Below are 18,765 nucleotides of genomic sequence, written 5' to 3'. Positions count from 1 at the left end.
TTTGTAACAAATGTTACAATCTATTTTGATACGGTCAATTACTTTTGTTTTTGTATTTCATAAAACAAATGATTGCCCGTATAGTTTATTTTGGATTGTTGCTATTTACTTTTTTTCCTTTTGTAGAGTCGTCTGTGGCGTTACTTTTAGGGATTGGTTATGGTTTAATTTTTCAGAATGAATTTGGGGAAATTTCAAAGCGATATTCAAAGAAATTATTGAATATAGCAATCATTGGTTTAGGATTAGGTTTGAATCTTCACGAGGCTATTTCGGTAAGTAAAGATGGATTTTTTCTCACTTTTATTTCTGTATTAAGTGTTTTTACATTAGGATTTGTATTCTACCGATTATTAAAAATCAACAAGAATACATCGCTGCTGATTACTTCGGGAACTGCTATTTGTGGAGGAAGTGCTATTGCTACAATTTCTTCGGTTTTACAACCAAAAGCCAATCAAATTACCATTGCCATGGCAGTTGTGTTTGTGTTGAATGCGATTGCATTAATGATTTTTCCATTTATTGGACATTATTTTAAGTTATCGCAATACCAATTTGGTTTGTGGTCTGCAATTGCAATTCACGATACAAGTTCTGTTGTCGGTGCTGCTAAACAATACGGTGAGCAAGCTTTGGAAGTTGCAACAACTGTAAAATTGAGCCGAACATTATGGATTTTTCCATTGGCTTTATTAATTGGTTATTTCAACAAAAAAGAGAACTCTTCTTACAAATTTCCTTATTTTATAATTGGTTTTATAGCAACAATGCTTATCGCTACTTATTTTCCTCAAGGCGAAAAAGTTTATCATATTTTACAAGGAATTTCGAAACAATTAATGATTGTTGCTTTATTTATGATTGGCTCGTTGATTAACTTACAATCCATCAAACAAGCAGGTTTTAAAACCTTATCATACGGAATTTTACTTTGGATTTTTATCTCCATTTTATCTTTGGTTTTGGTTTTAAATTATTTTTAAAATCTTTATTCTCTCTATTTTAAGTCTGTAACATTGGTTACTGTCGATTGTTTTTTAGCAACTTAACTTTGCTTAACAAATTAGAAAAAGGTTAAACCATAAAAATATTATCATATGTTTTTTCAACACATTTTTGAAAAGTCATTGGCACATTCAAGTTACCTTGTAGGTTGTCAAGCAAAAGGAGAAGCAATTGTAATCGATCCAAAAAGAGATATTGATACATACTTAAAAATAGCAGAAGAAAATAAGCTGAAAATTACGCATATTGCCGAAACACATATTCATGCTGATTATCTTTCTGGTAGCCAAGAGTTGGCTTATGTAACAGGAGCGAAGATGTATTTGTCTGATGAAGGCGGAGAGGATTGGCAATACGATTTTGAACATGTCGGATTAAAAAATGGCGATAAAATAGAAGTTGGAAATCTAATTTTTGAGGTGATGCATACTCCAGGTCACACGCCAGAAAGTATTAGTTTTTTGTTGACAGATACGCCTGCGACGAAAGAACCAGTTATGATTTTTACTGGAGATTTTGTTTTTGTAGGAGATATTGGTCGTCCAGATTTATTAGAAGAAGCAGCAGGATTAATTGGTACTAAAGAAGTAGGAGCGAAGCAGATGTTTGAATCGTTGAAAAAATTTCAAGCATTACCAGATTATTTACAAGTTTGGCCAGCACATGGAGCAGGTTCTGCTTGCGGAAAAGCTTTGGGAGCTGTAGCTAGTACAACGGTTGGTTATGAGAAAATCAGAAATTGGGCGTTGCAATTTGATTCGAATGAAAAAGGATTTGTTGATTATTTGTTGGCAGATCAACCCGAAGCGCCAGCTTATTTTGCAATGATGAAAAAGCTGAATAAAACAAAACGTCCTTTATTGATTGAAGTTCCGAAATGGGCTAAATTAACATACATCGAATTTGAAAAAGCGAAAGATTTTGGAATGAAAGTGATTGATGCGCGTATCAAAACAGATTTTTCTCAATTCCATTTACCAGGAACATTAAATATTCAAAACAATAAAACATTCAATACATGGATGGGTTGGATGGTAAATTATCAAGAGCCAATTGTATTGATTGTAGAAGAGGATGAAGTAGAAGAAATGACACGGAAATTGATGCGAATTGGTTTGGATAATGTCTATGGTTATATTACTCCAACTGATATATTGAGTAATTTTAGTTCTTTACAATCTTCTATTTTAATCGATGCAGATACAATGGAAAATTACATTGGAAATGATGAGGTTCAGATTTTAGATGTTAGAGGAGAAGCAGAATTTAAAGAAGGTCATATTGAAGGAGCGAAGCATATTTTTGTTGGTTATTTACCAAAAAGATACAATGAATTAGATCCAATTAAAAAAATTGCTTTGCATTGTCAAGCTGGAGATCGAGCAACGATTGCACAAAGTTTTTTGGAATCGAAAGGTTTTGAAGTTGAAAATTATAGTGGAGGAATTGCTGACTGGAAATTGAATCAAAAACCATTAGTTAAATAATATGTTTTTCAAAAGGATTTTAAAAATGTTGACATCAAATTCGAATGTAGAGAACTATCTACAAGAAGGTGCTTTATTGTTGGATGTTCGTACAAAAGCGGAGTTTTTGGCGGGACATCATGCAGGTGCGGTGAATATTCCGTTGCAAGAATTAGAAGTAAGATTAAAGGAATTACCAAGCAAAAAAATTGTAACAGTTTGTAGAAGTGGAGCTCGTAGTGCGCAAGCAGCAACAATTTTAAATAAAAATGGATTTGAAGCAATAAACGGCGGTCCTTGGCAAACAATAAAATAAGTGTAATAATATCTAAATTTTAAAATGGATTTATTGGATAAAATACAAGGAAATAATTTTTATTTGATTGATTTTTATGCAAATTGGTGTGCTCCATGTCAGTTACAACTTCAGTTTTTAGAAAATTTGAAAGAAAAATTTTCTGATAATGTAGAAATTATAAAAATAGATGTAGATAAAGAGAAAGTAAGTACTATTCAATTTGATGCAATGTATCAAGTAAATGGTGTACCAACTTTGATGCTTTTTCATCAAGGAAAGCTACTTTGGAAACATTATGGAGTAAAGTTTGAAGATGATTTACAGGAAATTGTAAAACAATTTTTGATATAAAAAAAGACAGTAGCTGCTTAATGATTCTTCTTAGAATCAAGTGCAACTACTGTCAAATTATTTTCTTTCTCTTACTTTTTCTTCACGTATTTTTTTGGATTTTTTTTGAATTCAACTTTACAGCTTTTACTACAAAAACCATAAATTTTCTTTTGATAAATTGCGGTATCTGTTAAGAATTGTGCGGTATTCATTCCACAAATAGGATCTTTCTCGTTTACAACTTTTACTTTTAGTTTTTGTTGAGCAAAAATTGAAAAAGAGATGATGAAGAATGTTAATGTTAATATTTTTTTCATTGTTATTGATTTTTAGATTGAAATAAATTGTAATTAAAAAAGAAACCTATTCTGTTTTTTACTTCGATTTCTCCCGAATTTAAATCAGAAAGTATAGGTTGAAAATATTCTATACCAAAATTAAATTTTCGAGCAGCTGCTTCTAATCCTAATTTCGCAAATTGAGCTTTTCCCTTAGATTTTGGAATCGTCTCCCCAAATTGTTCATTTTTATAATAAAGTTCGTTTTGAAAACCGACTTTTCCAAGTAATTTTAATTCATTGTTAATGAAAAGATGTTGTAATTGAATTAATTGATTCCATTGATCTCCAAATTTGTATTTCTTCTTATTCTCTCCTTTCAAGTTGTAGTCTGTTACTAATTGTAAAGTCGAATTCTTAAAAGCTAATTGGTAATTTATTGCAAACTGAGTATCCCAACTTCCTGTACCTAATTGAAAACTTGGATTGGTTGTTTCAGCATTTGCTTGATTAAATTTTGCGATTGGAATTTTTAAACCTATTGCAGCACTTAATCCATGTTTTAGCTCATTAGAACTTGTGTTTGATTTAATGACTTTAACTATTCCCATCATATTTAAATCTCCAATACCAGAAATAGAAGAAGAGTTTTTACCTTCTTTATTATGAAAATGGTAAGGAATACTAGCATTGATGTCAATTCTATTATTTATTGGAATTCTTGCCCATAATTGAATGGTATTGAACAGTTGCTTTTGTGTTCTTTTATTAGAAAAAGCATCTTCTTTAGTTTTATAAGATTGATGTAGATAACGAATCCCAACGAAATTTGAATTTATAAGATTTTCAATTCCATTTGAGGTTGAAGTTGCAGAACAACCGCAAGCATCACAATCTAATTCTAAATCATATAAATGAGAGATTACAATAGAATCATTATCTGTATGAGCAAATAATAAAATGGGAGTAAATAATATAACAAAAAATAAATTGATAAATAATTTCATTTTAATAGATTTAAAATTCTGCATAAACAGGGTTATTAATAAATGAGTAATCAGTTAATGTTTTTAGAAAAGAGATAATTGCCTTTTTTTCTTCTTCTGTCATAGGAATTCCAATTCGATTATTTTGTTTGAGTTGAGAATCCAAATTTTTATCATTTTGTACACCTTCTGAATAAAAATTCAAAACAGCTTCTAAACTATAGAATCGTCCATCGTGCATATAAGGTTTGGTCATTTCAATATTTCTTAAACTTGGAACTCTAAACTTCATAAAATCAGTCGAATCTAATGTCACACGATATAAACCTCCATCTTTGTATTGTTTATTATAATACATTCCTGTATTTCGAAAAGACTCATCTGTAAAAAGTGTTCCTTTATGACAGCTTGAACATTTCTGTTGAAAAAGTTGTAAACCTTTTTTTTCGGTTTCGGTTAAATTTGTCTCTTTCCTTAAATACTGATCATATTTAGAATCTTTTGATACAACTGAAGCCATAAACTGTCCTAATGCGCTGAGAATACGATTTGCATCGATTTTATCATCTCCGAAAGCATTTTTAAACATTTTTCGATAAGAAGAATCTGATGATAATTTCTTAATGATTTCGGGAAAAGTAGTATCCATCTCTTCTTCAGCTGTAATAGGAGAAATTGGTTGTTGAGCTAAATCATGAATAACGCCATCCCACATAAATCGATTTAGAAATGCCAAATTTTGAATAGGAGGAGCATTTCGAATTCCTAATCGATCATCAATTCCATGACTAACAGGATGTCCGTGGTGAGTAAAGGCATTTTCTTGAATATGGCAAAAAGCACATGAAATAGTATTATTTCTAGATAATCGACCTTCATAAAATAGTTTTTTTCCTAACTCAACTCCATTTTTAGTTAACGGATATTTATCTGTATCAAATGTTATTTTAGGAAAATAAGAAGGAATTTCTAATTGATAAGGTTCATCAACGATCTGTCCATAATCAATATCATCATCGTTACAACTTAACAAGATGAATAAACTGAATATAATTGTTATTATTTTATTCATTGTTTGTAGAATTATGCGGTGTTTTATAAACACCGCTATAAACTTTATTGATTTTTTTCATCGTTATGTACATGATCAACTCGAAACATATTTTGTATGTTCTCTGTTACCAATTGTGCAAAGTTGGAAGATCCCATAATATTATTGTTCGACTCATCTAATGTCAATTTATGATCACCACTTAAATAGGTATTCAAATTTGCCATAATATGAATAGATGGCTTAATTTTAGAAGTCACTCGTGCAGATGTAGGTAAATCTAATGTTACTTCTCTATATAAATCTTGAACATTATTTTTGTTAATATCTCCCATATTTCCTGTATGAGTTAAGAAGAAAGTATCAGTAGTAGTTTTCCCATAAAGACCTTCTATTTTAAAGAAAACATAACCAGCAGCCCAAGCCCAAGTCATTCCATTTTTCTTTGCTTTTTCCCAAAAAGTAGCTTGTCCAGTCTGGCCTAATAAATAAGCTTTCTGAGATACACCAAGTCCAAAACGTACTTTTGTATATTTATTTTGAGGAATATTATCCAAATTTAAATAAACGACATTAGCTATTGCAGAATCTTGATTAATAACAAAAGCGCCTTTGTCTGGATCATTTTTATGATAATCAAATTCATTTCCTTTTTCGTCAATTAATGTGATGTTAGAAATGATATATTTTAATGTTGTTAATTTATGTTTTTGTCCACTTGATGAGGTTTGTGTTGTTTGATCTAGAACAATTCCTCCTAAATTATCAAATCCATTTTCAAACTTTAATTGAATTTTACCTGTTTCAGTTGATTTAATTTCAGAGAAATCATCATCGTTGTTGCAGGAAGTAAATAAAGTAAATAATGCGATAAATGATAAGTTTAAAAAATATTTGAATGTTTTCATTGTAATAATTGTTTAATTTTTTTGAATAAAAATGCTGTTGGAAAACAATAATTGTTCTCCAATACTGAATATTTGTTATATTAATTAAACAATTGCAATTGGAGGTTTTAGATATTTAAAAACCCAATCGATAGAATAGGATGATTGCCAAAAGAATCGATGTTTTATTTTTACAATAAAATCTTGAATAAATGGAATATCTAAGCATTCGAAATGTATATAAATTTCTGCAAATCGAATATTCTTTACTAAAACTGAATCAGATTGTTGTTCTGTTTCTTTTAGTTGCTTCGATAAATAACATTTTCCATTGCATTGCATTTCTGGTCGCTCTTTATTGATACAATATTCATCAATAATCTTCTCCTGAGTACTAATGAATACAGTAAAAGGAATTAATGATCGAAAACCAATTAAAAGCACGAACAATGCAATCAATAAACAATTGAAACTTTTGACAAATCTTATATGAAATGTCAATTTGATTAAATGTTAATGAGATAATAATTTGATAAATAGGGATTATTTATCAAATAGGAGGCTGAAGTTGTTGATCCAATTGATATTGAGTTTCGAAAGCTAATTCGAAAGTCGAAACTTTGTTAATAGGTTTTATAAAGGTAAATGTATAGATTTCTAATTTAGCTTGATAAATAAAATAATCTATAGTACGTAAAGAAACTTGAATTTTATTATCATCATTTTGTTCATCATGAATAGTTTTGGAAATCTGTTCTTTAAGATAACATACTCCATTACACATCAACTCTGGACGTTCTATGTTAATACAATATTCGTTAGAAATCTTATCATAATTCACTAAATAGTCAATAACAGGTAGCAATGGTCTACAAGTTATTAAAACGACAGTTATTATGAAAAGGTAAGATTTCAATTCCTTAAAATTTTTATAAAATTAGACAGTTTTTATTTAATTAGAAAATGAAGATTATCAGTTTTTCTCAGAAATTGAATTCAAGTTGCTTTTAAAATAATATTAGGAAAATAATCTTAAAAGGGTTATATTTTTTAGATTGAGAAAGATATCGTAGCTTTGTTATATCATTTTCATGAAAATTATGACTAATTATATCGACATATACAGAAGAAACAACCAATCTTGGTTGTCTTTGTCGTTGGCATATTTGCATGATGATACTTTCTTAAGAAGCTCAAAAGAGTTTATCAACTAATCCCTGTTACGACTCGAGACAGGGAACCTTCTATTTCTTTTCAATTATCAATTATTTTCAATTTTCTGTAAGGAGATTTGTATCAAATTTTAGCGAATTTTATTTTCGGTCATTTGATATTTGAGTCTTAGAGAATCTTCTTCGAATGATTGAAAGTTTAACTAAGAATTTATCAAAATGACAACAAATATTATTTTAACAACAGGATTATACGATTTAATTAAAGACCATTTAAGAAGAAAAAAAGTAACAGCAGAACAAGAAAATATCTTGACAAAAGAATTGCGTCATGCAGAACAAATTTTGAGAAGAGATTTGGCGGATAATATTGTGACTGTTGGGAAAAAAGTAACAATAAAAGAATTAAATTCAAATCAAGAATATCAATTAAGTTTTGTTAGTCCAGAAAAGGCAAAACCGAAAAAAAATCGCCATTCTATTTTAATGGACGAAGGTTTAGCAACAATTGGTTATAAAATTGGTGATGTAATTGAGTGGCCAGCAAATGATGGTACAAAAAAATATGAAATTCTGAATGTAGAAGCAGTTTCATAATTTGTCCAAAAGCATAATAAAAAAACCGAGCATTAGCTCGGTTTTTTATTGGTATATTTTCTGGAAAAATATTTTAAACATCTAAATGTGAAGCAGTAATTTTCTGACCATAAAAAATTGTTGTATTTGCTTCAAAACTTTTCGCATCATCTGTCGTATAAAATGTAAGATGCCCATTTTTTGAACATTGTGTTTCTACTTCGGGATGACGATGTAGATAGTCAGTTAATTTATTCGCGACCAATTCTCCTTGCGAAAGAATTGTTACATTTTCTGGTACATATTGCGAAATAACAGGAAGAAGAAGCGGATAATGTGTACAAGCCAATACAACTGTATCGATTTCGGATGATTGATCAAATAAGCGTTGAATATCTTTTTCTACAATATCGTGCGCAGCTTTGCTATCAATTTCATTATTCTCAACCAAAGGAACCCAAAGTGGACAAGCCAATTGAAAAACATCAATTGTTGAATGAAATTTGTTCATCTCGATTTTATACGATTCAGACAAAACAGTTCCTTGTGTAGCTAAAATTCCGACTTTGTTATTCTTTGTGTATTCATTTATCGATTCTGTTGTTGGGCGTATAACACCCAAAATTCTTTTGCCTTCGGGTAAATCATTTTGCTGAATTGTTCGTAAAGCCTTTGCAGAAGCTGTATTGCAAGCAAGTATAACCAAGTTACATCCCAAATCAAACAATTTAAAAACGCATTCTTTGGTGTATTCATAAACTGTCTCAAACGAGCGAATTCCATAAGGGCAACGAGCATTATCACCTAAATAGATATAATCGTATTGCGGAAGTTTTTTCTGTATTTCTTTGAAAACGGTTAATCCTCCATAACCAGAGTCAAAAACACCAATTGGTCCTTGCATATTCGCTTATTTTTGAAGCACAAATTTACAAAATGTATTAAGATGTTAGCGTAATAATTTGGTTTGAAAATTTACATATAATTAATAGAAATAATAAATTTTATAATCTATTCAACAATTGTTTGAATAAAATTATTTTCTTTTCTGCTTCCGTTTTTTATTTCGCCAAATTATAAAACCTGTAATAGGTAAACTTGCCACAATTATTGAAGAAGTAAAGGCTAATATTTTACCAAATAAACCTAATATTTGTCCTGTATGAATGTCGTACATTGAGTTTGCAAACTTTTTACCATTTGATAAATTCTCATTCATTAATTGAGAAACCTGAAATTGTTCCGAATCAAATTGATATTCGTCAACCGCATAATAACGCAAACTTTTATGATACGCTCTTATGGCCAAAGGATTTTTTTCGGGTACGGGTAAATAAATCCAATACATAGAAGCTGTTGGACTATTTTTTAAACTATAAGCATATGCAGAATCAACAATAGTGTAATTGTTTTCTAACATTTTTTTAGGTTGATAGACATATCCTTTTTCTTCATTTGGAAATGATTTTCCAAGATTAACGATTTGCATATATGAATTGCGAACAGGTTTGAAACTAAATGCAATACCTGATAAAGCGACAATAAATGCAATACTAAAAGCATAAAATCCCAGTACATTATGCAAATCATAATTGATACGTTTCCATTTTGCTTTGTATTTTATCGTTAACCCATTTTTAGCTTGTTTTCTCTTTTTGGGCCACCAAAGAATTAAACCGCTTATCATAATCATGATAAAAATAACAGTTGAAAAACCAATTATATTTTTTCCGATATCACCCAATAAAAGATTCATATGAATGTATTGTATCACCAAGAAAAAATCTTGTTTCATATTTTCTTGATGTAAAATTTTCCCTGAATATGGATTAATATACACAAAGTAAGATTCTTTTTTATCATCCATCGTCATCACAACCGTTGATCGATCTTTATCCATATACATCACTCGAAGCACAACATGTTTAGGATTTTTGTCTTGTACTTTATGGATAATTTTACTTGGTTTTATGAATGGTTGATGAACAATCTCGACTTTTCTATAATCAAAAAGAGTATCTTTTATTTCATCTTGAAAACAAAATATAGCTCCTGTTATTGCCACAATACAAACAATAATACCTGTAAATAATCCAAACCATTTGTGAAAGAAGAGAAAATATTTTTTCATTAATAAAAATTAATTTAGAATAAATAAAAATTATATTTGCAGCAAATATAAATTATTTAAAAACACACTATGAAAAAAAATATCATCTGTTTAACAATTTTATTGGGGAGTGCCTCGCTGTCATATGCCCAAACGAATGATAGTATATCCACAGATTTGAATGATGTTGTGGTAGTTGCTTCAAGAAAACCTACTAAAATATCTGATTTGGCAGGAACTGTTTGGGTGATCAATCAAGAACAAATTGCACAACAAGCTAAAAATGGTGTTCCATTAAAAGAAGCTTTAGCGATTATGATTCCAGGGATGGATGTTGGTTCGCAAGGAAGATCAAATTATGGTCAAAATATGCGTGGACGTTCAATGCTGGTGATGATAGATGGAGTTTCTTTAAACAGTATCCGTAACATAAGTCGTCAATTAGATGCAATTGATCCGTTTAATATCGAAAGAGTTGAGGTTTTATCTGGTGCAAGCGCAATTTATGGCGGAAATGCGACAGGTGGTATTGTCAACATTGTGACGAAAAAAGCACTAAAAAATGGAATTAGTGGCGAAACAGAACTTGGTTTACGTACAGGTTTTTCAGGAAGTGATGATCATGATTGGCGCGTTGCTCAATCTATTGGTTACAAAAATGATAAATTTACGGGACGTTTGGCTGTTGCATTTCAACAAAATGGTGGAGCTTATGATGCAGATGGAGATCAAATATTTGCAGATATTTCGCAATTAGATTTACAATATAATCAATCTATTGATGTGTTGGCAACAGCAGGTTATAAATTCAATCCGAAGCATCAAATCAATGGATCTGTGCAATATTATCGTTCCAAATATAGTGGAGATCGTAGTTTATATTTAGGTGAAAACATTAGTGTTTTAACCAAAGGAGATGCTTCTGTTTTGGAGATGCGTGATGGTTTTGATACGGATAAAAATCCAGGAACAGAGCGTGTAATGGGAACATTGAGTTATAATGGAACTAATATTTTAGGAGGGCAAGACGTTTATGTTCAATTTGCTTCTCGTGTTGAGAAATTAGGATTTTACCCATTTCCAGGTAATTTAACGTTGCCTTCTGGGACAAGTCCTTATATGTCGGCTTCTCAACAGGATACGTATTATTCGGGTCTAAAAGCTGTTTTGGTAAAAGATTGGGGGAAATTGAAATTAACATATGGTGTAGACGCTGACTTTGAAAAGTTTGAAGGTCAACAAAATGTATTTGATTCTCAGAAATCATTATCAAGTGGAGGAATGATTAATCACACTGTTTTAACAATTGATCGTTATCCAACCAATCATTCTACAAGTTTTGCAGGATATGCGCAAGCTGAGTATGATATTTTACCTCAATTGAAAGTTTCGGGAGGAATTCGTTACCAAGATATTTCGATTAAGTTGGATGATTTTGTTGGTTCTACTCAACAATTGCAAATCGCAAATGGTTATGGAAACAGCGCCGATTATATTCCAGGCGGAAAAAGTAGCTATAATATGACGATGCTAAATGCTGGTTTGTTGTATAAAATTAATGAATTGAACCAAGTTTGGACAACTTATTCACAAGGAGTTTCGTTGGCTGATCCATCAAAATTTTATGGATATGGAAATTATAAATTTAATTCTGCAACCAATAATTGGGATTTAAGTTCGAGTGTCAATGTAAAAGATTCTCCTCTTTCTGGTGTGAAAACAGGACAATTTGAACTTGGTTATCGTTTCAGAACAAATAATGGATTTAAAGGACAAATCTCTGGATTTATCAGTAATTCCGATAAAAATATTGCTTTAAAACGTGATGGATTAAATCTTTGGGTAGAAGTAGTTGATCAGAAATTAAGAAATATGGGCGTAGAAACAGAGGTTTCTTACACGAACGGAGGATTTTATGTTGGAGCAAATACATTGTTAATCAAATCTGAAGTGGAGAAAAATGGTGATTGGCAAAAACAAGACGTTTCAACTTCTGGACCTTCTAAATTTACAGCTTACGCAGGTTATGGATTTGATAATTGGAATTTTAGATTTCAAACTTTACAAAGTTTCAAATACACAGATGGTTTGGAAAATGTGATTGATTCATACAATACATCAGATTTAATGATTGCTTACAAATTACCTTTCGGTAAAATTAATTTAGGTGTTCAGAATATTTTTAATACCGATTATCAAACAATTTGGAGTGCAAAATCACAAGTTTTGTATAGTGCATATAAAGTTCCAGAATTGTTTTATTACGCTGGACGAGGAAGAACTTTTAATCTAAGTTTTACATACAATTTTTAATTTATGACAAGCGAATCTTTTGATTCGCTTTTTTCTTGAAAATATTTTTTAGATAGGAAATATTGAAAACTGTACTAGAAAGTTTTGTGTATTTCATTTATAAAGAAAACTAAACAAGAAAATGTATTAAAACCTTTTCAAATATGGTTATTGGCTTAATGATTGCAATTGAATTTATAAATAAAGTTTCTCACAAAAAGAATGAATTATGAAGCAATTAAATAAAAAAATGATCTCAGGTTTAGCGTTAGCAGGTTTGGGAGGGTTGACTTATGCTTGGTTGAATTGTCGAAAAGTTAAAATCCCGGATTATGTTACAGCGGTCGAAAATTTTGATCCGCAACAATACATGGGAAAGTGGTATGAAATTGCACGATTAGATTTCAAATATGAAAAAAATATGAGTCATGTAACTGCGACTTATTTTTTGAATAAGAAAGGTGTAATAGAAGTTCATAACAGAGGTTTTGATGATAAAGAAAACCAATGGACAGAAGCTCATGGAAAAGTTAAGTTGAACGGAGAAGAGGGGAAAGGAGCTTTAAAAGTTAGTTTCTTTGGACCATTTTATTCAGGATATAATGTAGTGTTGATGGATCCTAATTATGAAACAGCTTTGGTTTTTGGTGAAAGTCATGATTATATGTGGATTTTATCACGACAAAAAACAATTTCGGAAGAAACAAAACAAAAGTTTCTTTTGTATGCAGAAGAAAAAGGATATGCGATAGAGGAACTTACTTGGACTGTACAAGAATAAGTTGATAAATATAGTTTCATCTCAAAGGGCTAATTTNNAAATTAGCCCTTTGAGATGAATGATGAATATATTATTCTGCTAATGGATTAATTTGATCTGCTGTAGGAAAATCTTGCCCTGTATTACCGATCGTTTTGTTTAAATCAAATTTTGCAGCATCAGACATATTAGCACCACCCGCTAATTTTGCTTTGTCTAATAAATCGAGTGCTAATTTTTCTTCTTCACGTTGTTCAGCAACCAACCATTGTAAGAAATTCCATGTTGCCCAATCTTCTTCCTCCATACTCATTTTTACAATTTTGTAAATGGATTCGGTATTTTCGATTTCTTGTTTTAAAACAGCTTGAAAACACTCTAATACATTTTTAGGTTCAGGTCCAGGTTTTTTTATGGCTTCAATTTTTACAGTTCCACCACGTTCTTGAACATATTCTATAATTTTAGCCATATGTACGCGCTCTTCCTGAGAGTGTTTCATCATAAAATTTTTGACTCCGTCCAATTGATTTTCATCTGCCCAACATGCAAGCATTAGATAAATTTGTGCCGAAAAAGCTTCTAATGTAATTTGATCATTTAGTGCTTTTTGTAATGTTTTAGAAATTCTTGTTGTATTCATTTTTAAGGGTTATTTAAGTTGAGAATATTGAATGGAATTTTCGCACCAAACCCAATTTTTGAATGTTAATACTTTCTAAAATGTTGATATTTAGATTCGTTTCAAATATTTTGATAACATTAAACCTTACTTCTTATTATAAAAATCAATTTGTCGTTGAATTGTTTTTTCGGTTTGAATAATGTCTAGTATTAGAATTTTGATGGTTTCTTTTTTGTTCTTTTCTGTTTCATAAAAGTTGGAGTACAAGAAATTCATGAAAAATTCTGTTTTGTTCTTTAAAATGTCTTTTTGTTCTTCAATATTAGACAAAGAAGTAATTTTATCATAATTTATCAAGTCAATTTTGGAAGTTGAAACTGATTTCCAAGCGCTTGTTTTAATCTGAGGAATAAACACGCCTTTACATTTCATTGTGATATCCAAAATGTTAACACTTTTGTTATCAGCATAGTATTCAAGTGAATCGACATAAGAATTTTGCAAAGGAACATTGTATTTTATTTCTTCCGTTGTTTCATTCAATTCACTTTTTATCGTTGAAAATACTTGATTAATATACACTTGGTCTTTTCTATTTGTGTTCCAATTGTCAATAAACAGTGCAATCAAAATACCTACGGTTACAGGAATAATTTCTTTGATAAATTGAATTGAATAATTTTCTAATGCTTTCTTCATTAAATTTAGTTCTCGTTAATTTATATTGATGTGTTAAATCAAACAAATATCTCATATTCATTGGAATGAACCATAACTATTTTTATATTTTTTGAAAAATAGTATCGAAATTTAAACACCAACAATTAAGTTGATGTTTTTGAGAGTTGAATTAAGTTTAATTTGCTCTATTTTGTTCCTCGAAATTCACTTTTTTGTTGTTTTCTTTCACTTTGTTATTTCCAAAATTGTAGGTTAAACTAAGTTTTAAACCTCGGTAATCATTGTATTGATTAAATTCTGAACGATAATCGTCATTATACGAATAGCCTTTGTTTTTAATCGTTTTGAATACATCATTTATCACAAAATTGGCTTGTAATTTTTTATCGAAAAACGAAGCTTTAATACCTGGCGAAAACTCCAGTTGATCTTGCAGTTTTATATTGGCATAAGTGAATGGAAGAGTATGCCAGAAATTAATCATCAAAAACCATGTTTTGTCTTTATTCAATGTGATGGTATTGTAAAAAGAGTACGACATCGAATAAACTTTTAACTTTTCCACTTCAGAAATAGTCGGTTTTGTAGTTGTATAAGATGCATTCGCATTAACTGAAGTTTCCCAAATTTTGAAAAAGGTATTGTAATATCCAATATTGAATCCTGTTCTGTTTTGATCATAACTATTTTCTACTACATTGCTGTAAATTCCATCTGAAAAATGTGCAATATTAGACAAATTATTTTGGCTGTATTGATTGTAAAGTCCAAAAGTCAATTTTCCTTTGTACGAATAATTAAGCTCTACATTATCATTGTAAGAAGGTTGTATAGCGGGATTTCCTGTGTAATACATATATGGATTCGTGTACCAGCGAAATGGGTTTAAAGATTGGAAATCGGGACGATTTATTCTTTTGGAATAATTGATACTGAACGAATGATTCGTAGTTGGTTTGTAACTGATATAAGCTGTAGGAAATAATTTTCCATAGTTCTTTTTCAGTCTGCTGTTTTCGTCATTTGGCGTAAAACCTACTAGCGAAGTGTATTCGTATCGTAAACCTGCTTTTGTTGACCATTTTTCGTTGAAATCTTTTTGAAAACTCACATAAGCTGCATAATTATTTTCTTTGTATTGGAAAATATTGCTGTTCGTAGGATTCAAAATAAAATCTATTCCATCAAATTCATAATATCCCACATCCGATTTGTTGTCCAATAATGTATATTTTGCTCCAGTTTCTATGTTCAGCCATTTGTAAGGAAGCGTAAGATCTGATTGTACCGAATAAATCGCATATTTCATTTTACTATTATTTCGAACAATAGCATTATGCTGATTCGTGTTGTTAAAAGTATTTAAATTGTTGATTTTATTAGGACTATCGTTCAAGTAATTCGCTGTAAAACTTAGTTTTTTACCAATGCTGTCCAATTTTATGTCATAATAAGTATTCAAAGTATGTGTTGGTGTTGTCCAACGTTGTTTTTGAAGGGTTACTAATGTAGAATCTATAATAGAATTTGTTTCATAATGGCTTAGTCCATCCGTCTTCATATTATAATGCTGATTGGAATAGTCGTAAATAAGACCGATGTTTTGTTTCTCATTTATTTTATAATCAAGGCTGTAGTTTAACCCAAAACCATCGGGCGTATCTTTTCTTGTTTCCGAGTTGTAGACACTGTTAGTTTTGCTTAAAAGATCTCGAGCTCCAACGGCTTTATAAGCCATATCAAATTGCCTTAATTTCAACGAAGTGCTTAATTTTTTCGATTGATAATTCACTGTAGCACCTGTTCTGAAGCCACTGTAAGAATTTTTTTGATACGAAGAATTTACACTCCCGCTCCAGCCAATATTAGGATTTTTCTTTAGAATAATATTAATAATTCCACTATTTCCTTGTGCTTCATATTTTGAAGGAGGAGTTGTAATGATTTCAATTTTCGCAATATCATCAGAACGAAGCGATTGTAGATAATTAGTAAGTTCGCTTCCTGATAAATTAAGCATTCTGTCATTCACCATAACCGAAACATTTCCTTTTCCTACAATAGAAATATTATCATTCAGTACATTCACCATTGGTGTGTTTCGTAAAGCGTCCAAAGCAGACATTCCTTGCGAAGCAATAGAATTTTCGATATTACAAACCAGACGATCAACTTTCTGTTCAATTAGTTTCTTTTTTGCTGTAACCGTTGCACCTTCTAAAGTTGTAGCATCTTGAATTTTGATAAGTCCTAAGTCTTTATCTTGTTTAATTTCTATTTCTTCTGAATAAAATTCTACGCCAAACTGTTCTATTTTAAGTAAATAATTTCCAGCATCTGTTTTCATAGAAAATAATCCCAGACTATCTGTATATGCTTGATTGATAAGTAAACTATCATTTTTAAAAAGAAGAATATCAGCAAATTCAAGTGCTTTATCATGTTGATTGATCACTTTTCCATTTATCGAAAATTGTTGTCCAAAAACTGATGAACAAAAGCTGAAGGCAATCAAATAGCAGCTAATCAAAATAAGATTTTTCATATGTTGTATTTTATTTATAACAAAGAAAAAGTATAGAACAAAGAAAAAATTGTAAAAATCGTGCAGCTTAATGTTGCGCATAAATCCAAGCCAATTGTTCTTGTTGAATGCTTGTTTTATTTCTTAATTGATTGGGCGATTGTCCCGTAATTTCTTTAAAATCGCGGATAAAATGAGATTGATCGGTGTAATTATTTTGGTAAGCGATATGCGTAAGTTTTTCTTTTTCGAAATGGAGAATAGAATTTAGCGCTTTTCTAAATCGAACTGTTTTCAAAAAAGTTTTTGGACTTTGCCCAATTTGATTCATAAACAGGCGATACAAGGTCGATTCATTCATCGAAAGATTTTTGGCTAAAGGACCAACTTTTAATTCATCTGTTTGTTGAATAAGGTATAAGATTTCTTTAGTTTTAGTATTTAAATAATCTTGATTTAAGCTTTTCAATAATATATGTTCGAGCATTGAAATTCTTTTCAACGAATTCTTTTCCTCAAATAATTGTTCTGTAAAATCTGTTGCAAATTTTGGGAAAATCATTTCGAAAACTTCATCACTTTTAATTAATTCATCGTACGAAATATTTGTAAATAAGCGTAACGCAGCTGGATGAAAAATGATGCAAACTTCATCTAAAGAAGCATCAATGCTTACATTAAGATTAGATTCGTGAAATCCTGATAAATAACTTTTGTATGTAGCATTTCCTTTTAAGGTAAAAAGATGTTTGTTTGTTTTATTCTGTTCGAGAATGATTTTATTCTGTTTGTAAATGGCAAGACACAAATTGGTGTTAGGGAAAGTTGAATAGTCAATCTTTTCATCTTTTTTAGATTTGAAAAGGATGAAATACTGAACGATATTTTTTAATTCAGGATGATGAGGTTGTATAATTTCGGTTTTCATAAACGTACACGTAATAAAATCAATTTTAGCGAATAACACGTTGATAGCGTGTTCTATTCTATAGACGCTTTTGTTTGATGTATGTTACCTGTAAGTTCGAATTATTTTAATATTATGCTTGAGGAATTAAAAATTATATGCAAATCCTGCATTTCCATATATGTTATACATTTTGAATGAAATGGCTTCGAAATTCTTTTTGAAAACCTGTTTGTGAGCCATTGTTACATCAAAAAATAAACTGAAATGATTCTTTAATTTATATTCAGTTCCTAGTTGGCTTCCAAATTGAAAAGGACTTAAATAATCAGAAAAATCGTACAAACCTTTTGCTGTGTTTTCAAATGTTGTAGGTTCACCGATTGGACTTCCTTCTCTAAAAACACCATCGTAAATATATCCTGAAAAAGATTTATCAATCAAGGCAGAAAAGTAAAATCCGCCATATAAATTCCATTTTGTAGACGCGTTCCATACCAATAGAACCGGCATAGAGACATAAGCATTATCCATTTCGGTAATGACATGTCCTGTAAAAAAGCCTTTGGTTTGTGCTCCAGTATCGTTTTGTATTTGTGTGTAATAGTTCTTTACTTTCGCTTGTGTTTTCATTCCACGACCTTCTACGTTTAATCCGACACGAACACCTAATTCACGTTTATCGTTGAGCCACTTTGTTGCATTTATACCTATTCCTAATTGCAAAGTAGGGTTATAGCTTTCAATTTTTCGGATTTCAGCAGGCATTCCAATCGGTGAAGCTCCTCCAATGTGGGTACGTCATATCCTC

General features: G+C 30.4%; 20 protein-coding genes. 7 read left to right on the top strand and 13 right to left on the bottom strand.

The annotated features are described in order from the left end of the window. Positions 1–68: 68 nt before the first annotated feature. The 4 genes from B3792_RS13310 to B3792_RS13295 all read left to right on the top strand — a co-directional run bounded on the left by B3792_RS13310 (position 69) and on the right by B3792_RS13295 (position 3,123). Positions 69–986, top strand: coding sequence for a YeiH family protein (locus tag B3792_RS13310; protein ID WP_280062499.1), 918 nt, complete (start codon positions 69–71; stop codon positions 984–986). A 114-nt stretch (positions 987–1,100) separates the two neighbouring features. Further along, entirely contained in the window at positions 1,101–2,495 is a 1,395-nt protein-coding gene (locus B3792_RS13305; RefSeq protein ID WP_280062498.1) for an MBL fold metallo-hydrolase, read from the top strand. Between the two features lie 25 nt (positions 2,496–2,520). Next, positions 2,521–2,790, top strand: coding sequence for a rhodanese-like domain-containing protein (locus B3792_RS13300; protein ID WP_280062497.1), 270 nt, complete (start codon positions 2,521–2,523; stop codon positions 2,788–2,790). 24 nt (positions 2,791–2,814) lie between these two features. Further along, positions 2,815–3,123, top strand: coding sequence for a thioredoxin family protein (locus B3792_RS13295; protein ID WP_291069845.1), 309 nt, complete (start codon positions 2,815–2,817; stop codon positions 3,121–3,123). Positions 3,124–3,194: 71 nt separating this feature from the next. On the opposite strand, the gene B3792_RS13290 is transcribed toward B3792_RS13295, so the two are convergent. From B3792_RS13290 to B3792_RS13265, 6 genes are all read right to left on the bottom strand, one after another. Beyond that, positions 3,195–3,422, bottom strand: coding sequence for a YHS domain-containing protein (locus tag B3792_RS13290; protein WP_038334051.1), 228 nt, complete (start codon positions 3,420–3,422; stop codon positions 3,195–3,197). 2 nt (positions 3,423–3,424) lie between these two features. Continuing rightward, entirely contained in the window at positions 3,425–4,390 is a 966-nt protein-coding gene (locus B3792_RS13285) for a hypothetical protein (protein ID WP_291069843.1), read from the bottom strand. 10 nt (positions 4,391–4,400) lie between these two features. Beyond that, on the bottom strand, positions 4,401–5,441 hold the full coding sequence (locus tag B3792_RS13280) for a cytochrome-c peroxidase (RefSeq protein ID WP_291069841.1): 1,041 nt from the start codon (positions 5,439–5,441) through the stop codon (positions 4,401–4,403). A gap of 44 nt (positions 5,442–5,485) precedes the next feature. After that, positions 5,486–6,328 carry an MbnP family protein gene (locus B3792_RS13275; RefSeq protein WP_135836093.1) on the bottom strand — a complete coding sequence of 281 codons (843 nt, stop codon included), beginning with the start codon at positions 6,326–6,328 and terminating at the stop codon, positions 5,486–5,488. An 84-nt stretch (positions 6,329–6,412) separates the two neighbouring features. Then, a complete protein-coding gene (locus tag B3792_RS13270; RefSeq protein ID WP_135836094.1) occupies positions 6,413–6,766 on the bottom strand; it encodes a hypothetical protein in 354 nt (117 codons plus the stop codon). 91 nt (positions 6,767–6,857) lie between these two features. Next, positions 6,858–7,172, bottom strand: a complete 315-nt coding sequence (locus B3792_RS13265; protein WP_135836095.1) for a hypothetical protein — start codon at positions 7,170–7,172, stop codon at positions 6,858–6,860. Positions 7,173–7,698: 526 nt separating this feature from the next. Here B3792_RS13265 and B3792_RS13260 point away from each other — a divergent pair. Next, positions 7,699–8,076, top strand: coding sequence for a GreA/GreB family elongation factor (locus tag B3792_RS13260; RefSeq protein ID WP_114999331.1), 378 nt, complete (start codon positions 7,699–7,701; stop codon positions 8,074–8,076). 73 nt (positions 8,077–8,149) lie between these two features. Here B3792_RS13260 and murI read toward each other — a convergent pair whose 3' ends face one another. Then, positions 8,150–8,959, bottom strand: coding sequence for a glutamate racemase (murI, locus tag B3792_RS13255; protein WP_219034534.1), 810 nt, complete (start codon positions 8,957–8,959; stop codon positions 8,150–8,152). Positions 8,960–9,091: 132 nt separating this feature from the next. Beyond that, complete coding sequence (locus B3792_RS13250; RefSeq protein WP_219034533.1) at positions 9,092–10,186, bottom strand: PepSY-associated TM helix domain-containing protein; 1,095 nt, start codon at positions 10,184–10,186, stop codon at positions 9,092–9,094. A gap of 69 nt (positions 10,187–10,255) precedes the next feature. On the opposite strand from B3792_RS13250, the gene B3792_RS13245 reads away from it, so the two are divergent. Together B3792_RS13245 and B3792_RS13240 are read left to right on the top strand one after the other, a co-directional pair. Continuing rightward, entirely contained in the window at positions 10,256–12,478 is a 2,223-nt protein-coding gene (locus B3792_RS13245; RefSeq protein ID WP_291069837.1) for a TonB-dependent receptor, read from the top strand. Between the two features lie 208 nt (positions 12,479–12,686). Further along, positions 12,687–13,238, top strand: a complete 552-nt coding sequence (locus B3792_RS13240; protein ID WP_038334090.1) for a lipocalin family protein — start codon at positions 12,687–12,689, stop codon at positions 13,236–13,238. 70 nt (positions 13,239–13,308) lie between these two features. Here the strand turns inward: B3792_RS13240 and B3792_RS13235 are convergent, their stop codons facing one another. The 5 genes from B3792_RS13235 to B3792_RS13215 all read right to left on the bottom strand — a co-directional run bounded on the left by B3792_RS13235 (position 13,309) and on the right by B3792_RS13215 (position 18,728). Further along, a complete protein-coding gene (locus tag B3792_RS13235; protein ID WP_038334091.1) occupies positions 13,309–13,860 on the bottom strand; it encodes a ferritin in 552 nt (183 codons plus the stop codon). Between the two features lie 126 nt (positions 13,861–13,986). Further along, positions 13,987–14,541, bottom strand: a complete 555-nt coding sequence (locus B3792_RS13230; protein WP_038334092.1) for a hypothetical protein — start codon at positions 14,539–14,541, stop codon at positions 13,987–13,989. 157 nt (positions 14,542–14,698) lie between these two features. Further along, a complete protein-coding gene (locus B3792_RS13225) occupies positions 14,699–17,068 on the bottom strand; it encodes a TonB-dependent receptor domain-containing protein (protein WP_291069835.1) in 2,370 nt (789 codons plus the stop codon). A 67-nt stretch (positions 17,069–17,135) separates the two neighbouring features. After that, the gene (locus B3792_RS13220) at positions 17,136–17,975 is read right to left on the bottom strand and encodes an AraC family transcriptional regulator (protein ID WP_291047162.1); all 840 of its coding nucleotides are present in this window, start codon (positions 17,973–17,975) and stop codon (positions 17,136–17,138) included. A 126-nt stretch (positions 17,976–18,101) separates the two neighbouring features. Next, entirely contained in the window at positions 18,102–18,728 is a 627-nt protein-coding gene (locus tag B3792_RS13215) for an outer membrane beta-barrel protein (protein ID WP_409410645.1), read from the bottom strand. Positions 18,729–18,765 lie beyond the last annotated feature (37 nt).

It is taken from the genome of Empedobacter sp. UBA5924 (genome assembly GCF_002431085.1).
Classification (GTDB): domain Bacteria; phylum Bacteroidota; class Bacteroidia; order Flavobacteriales; family Weeksellaceae; genus Empedobacter; species Empedobacter falsenii_B.
This window is presented reverse-complemented; position numbering and strand designations above follow the sequence as displayed.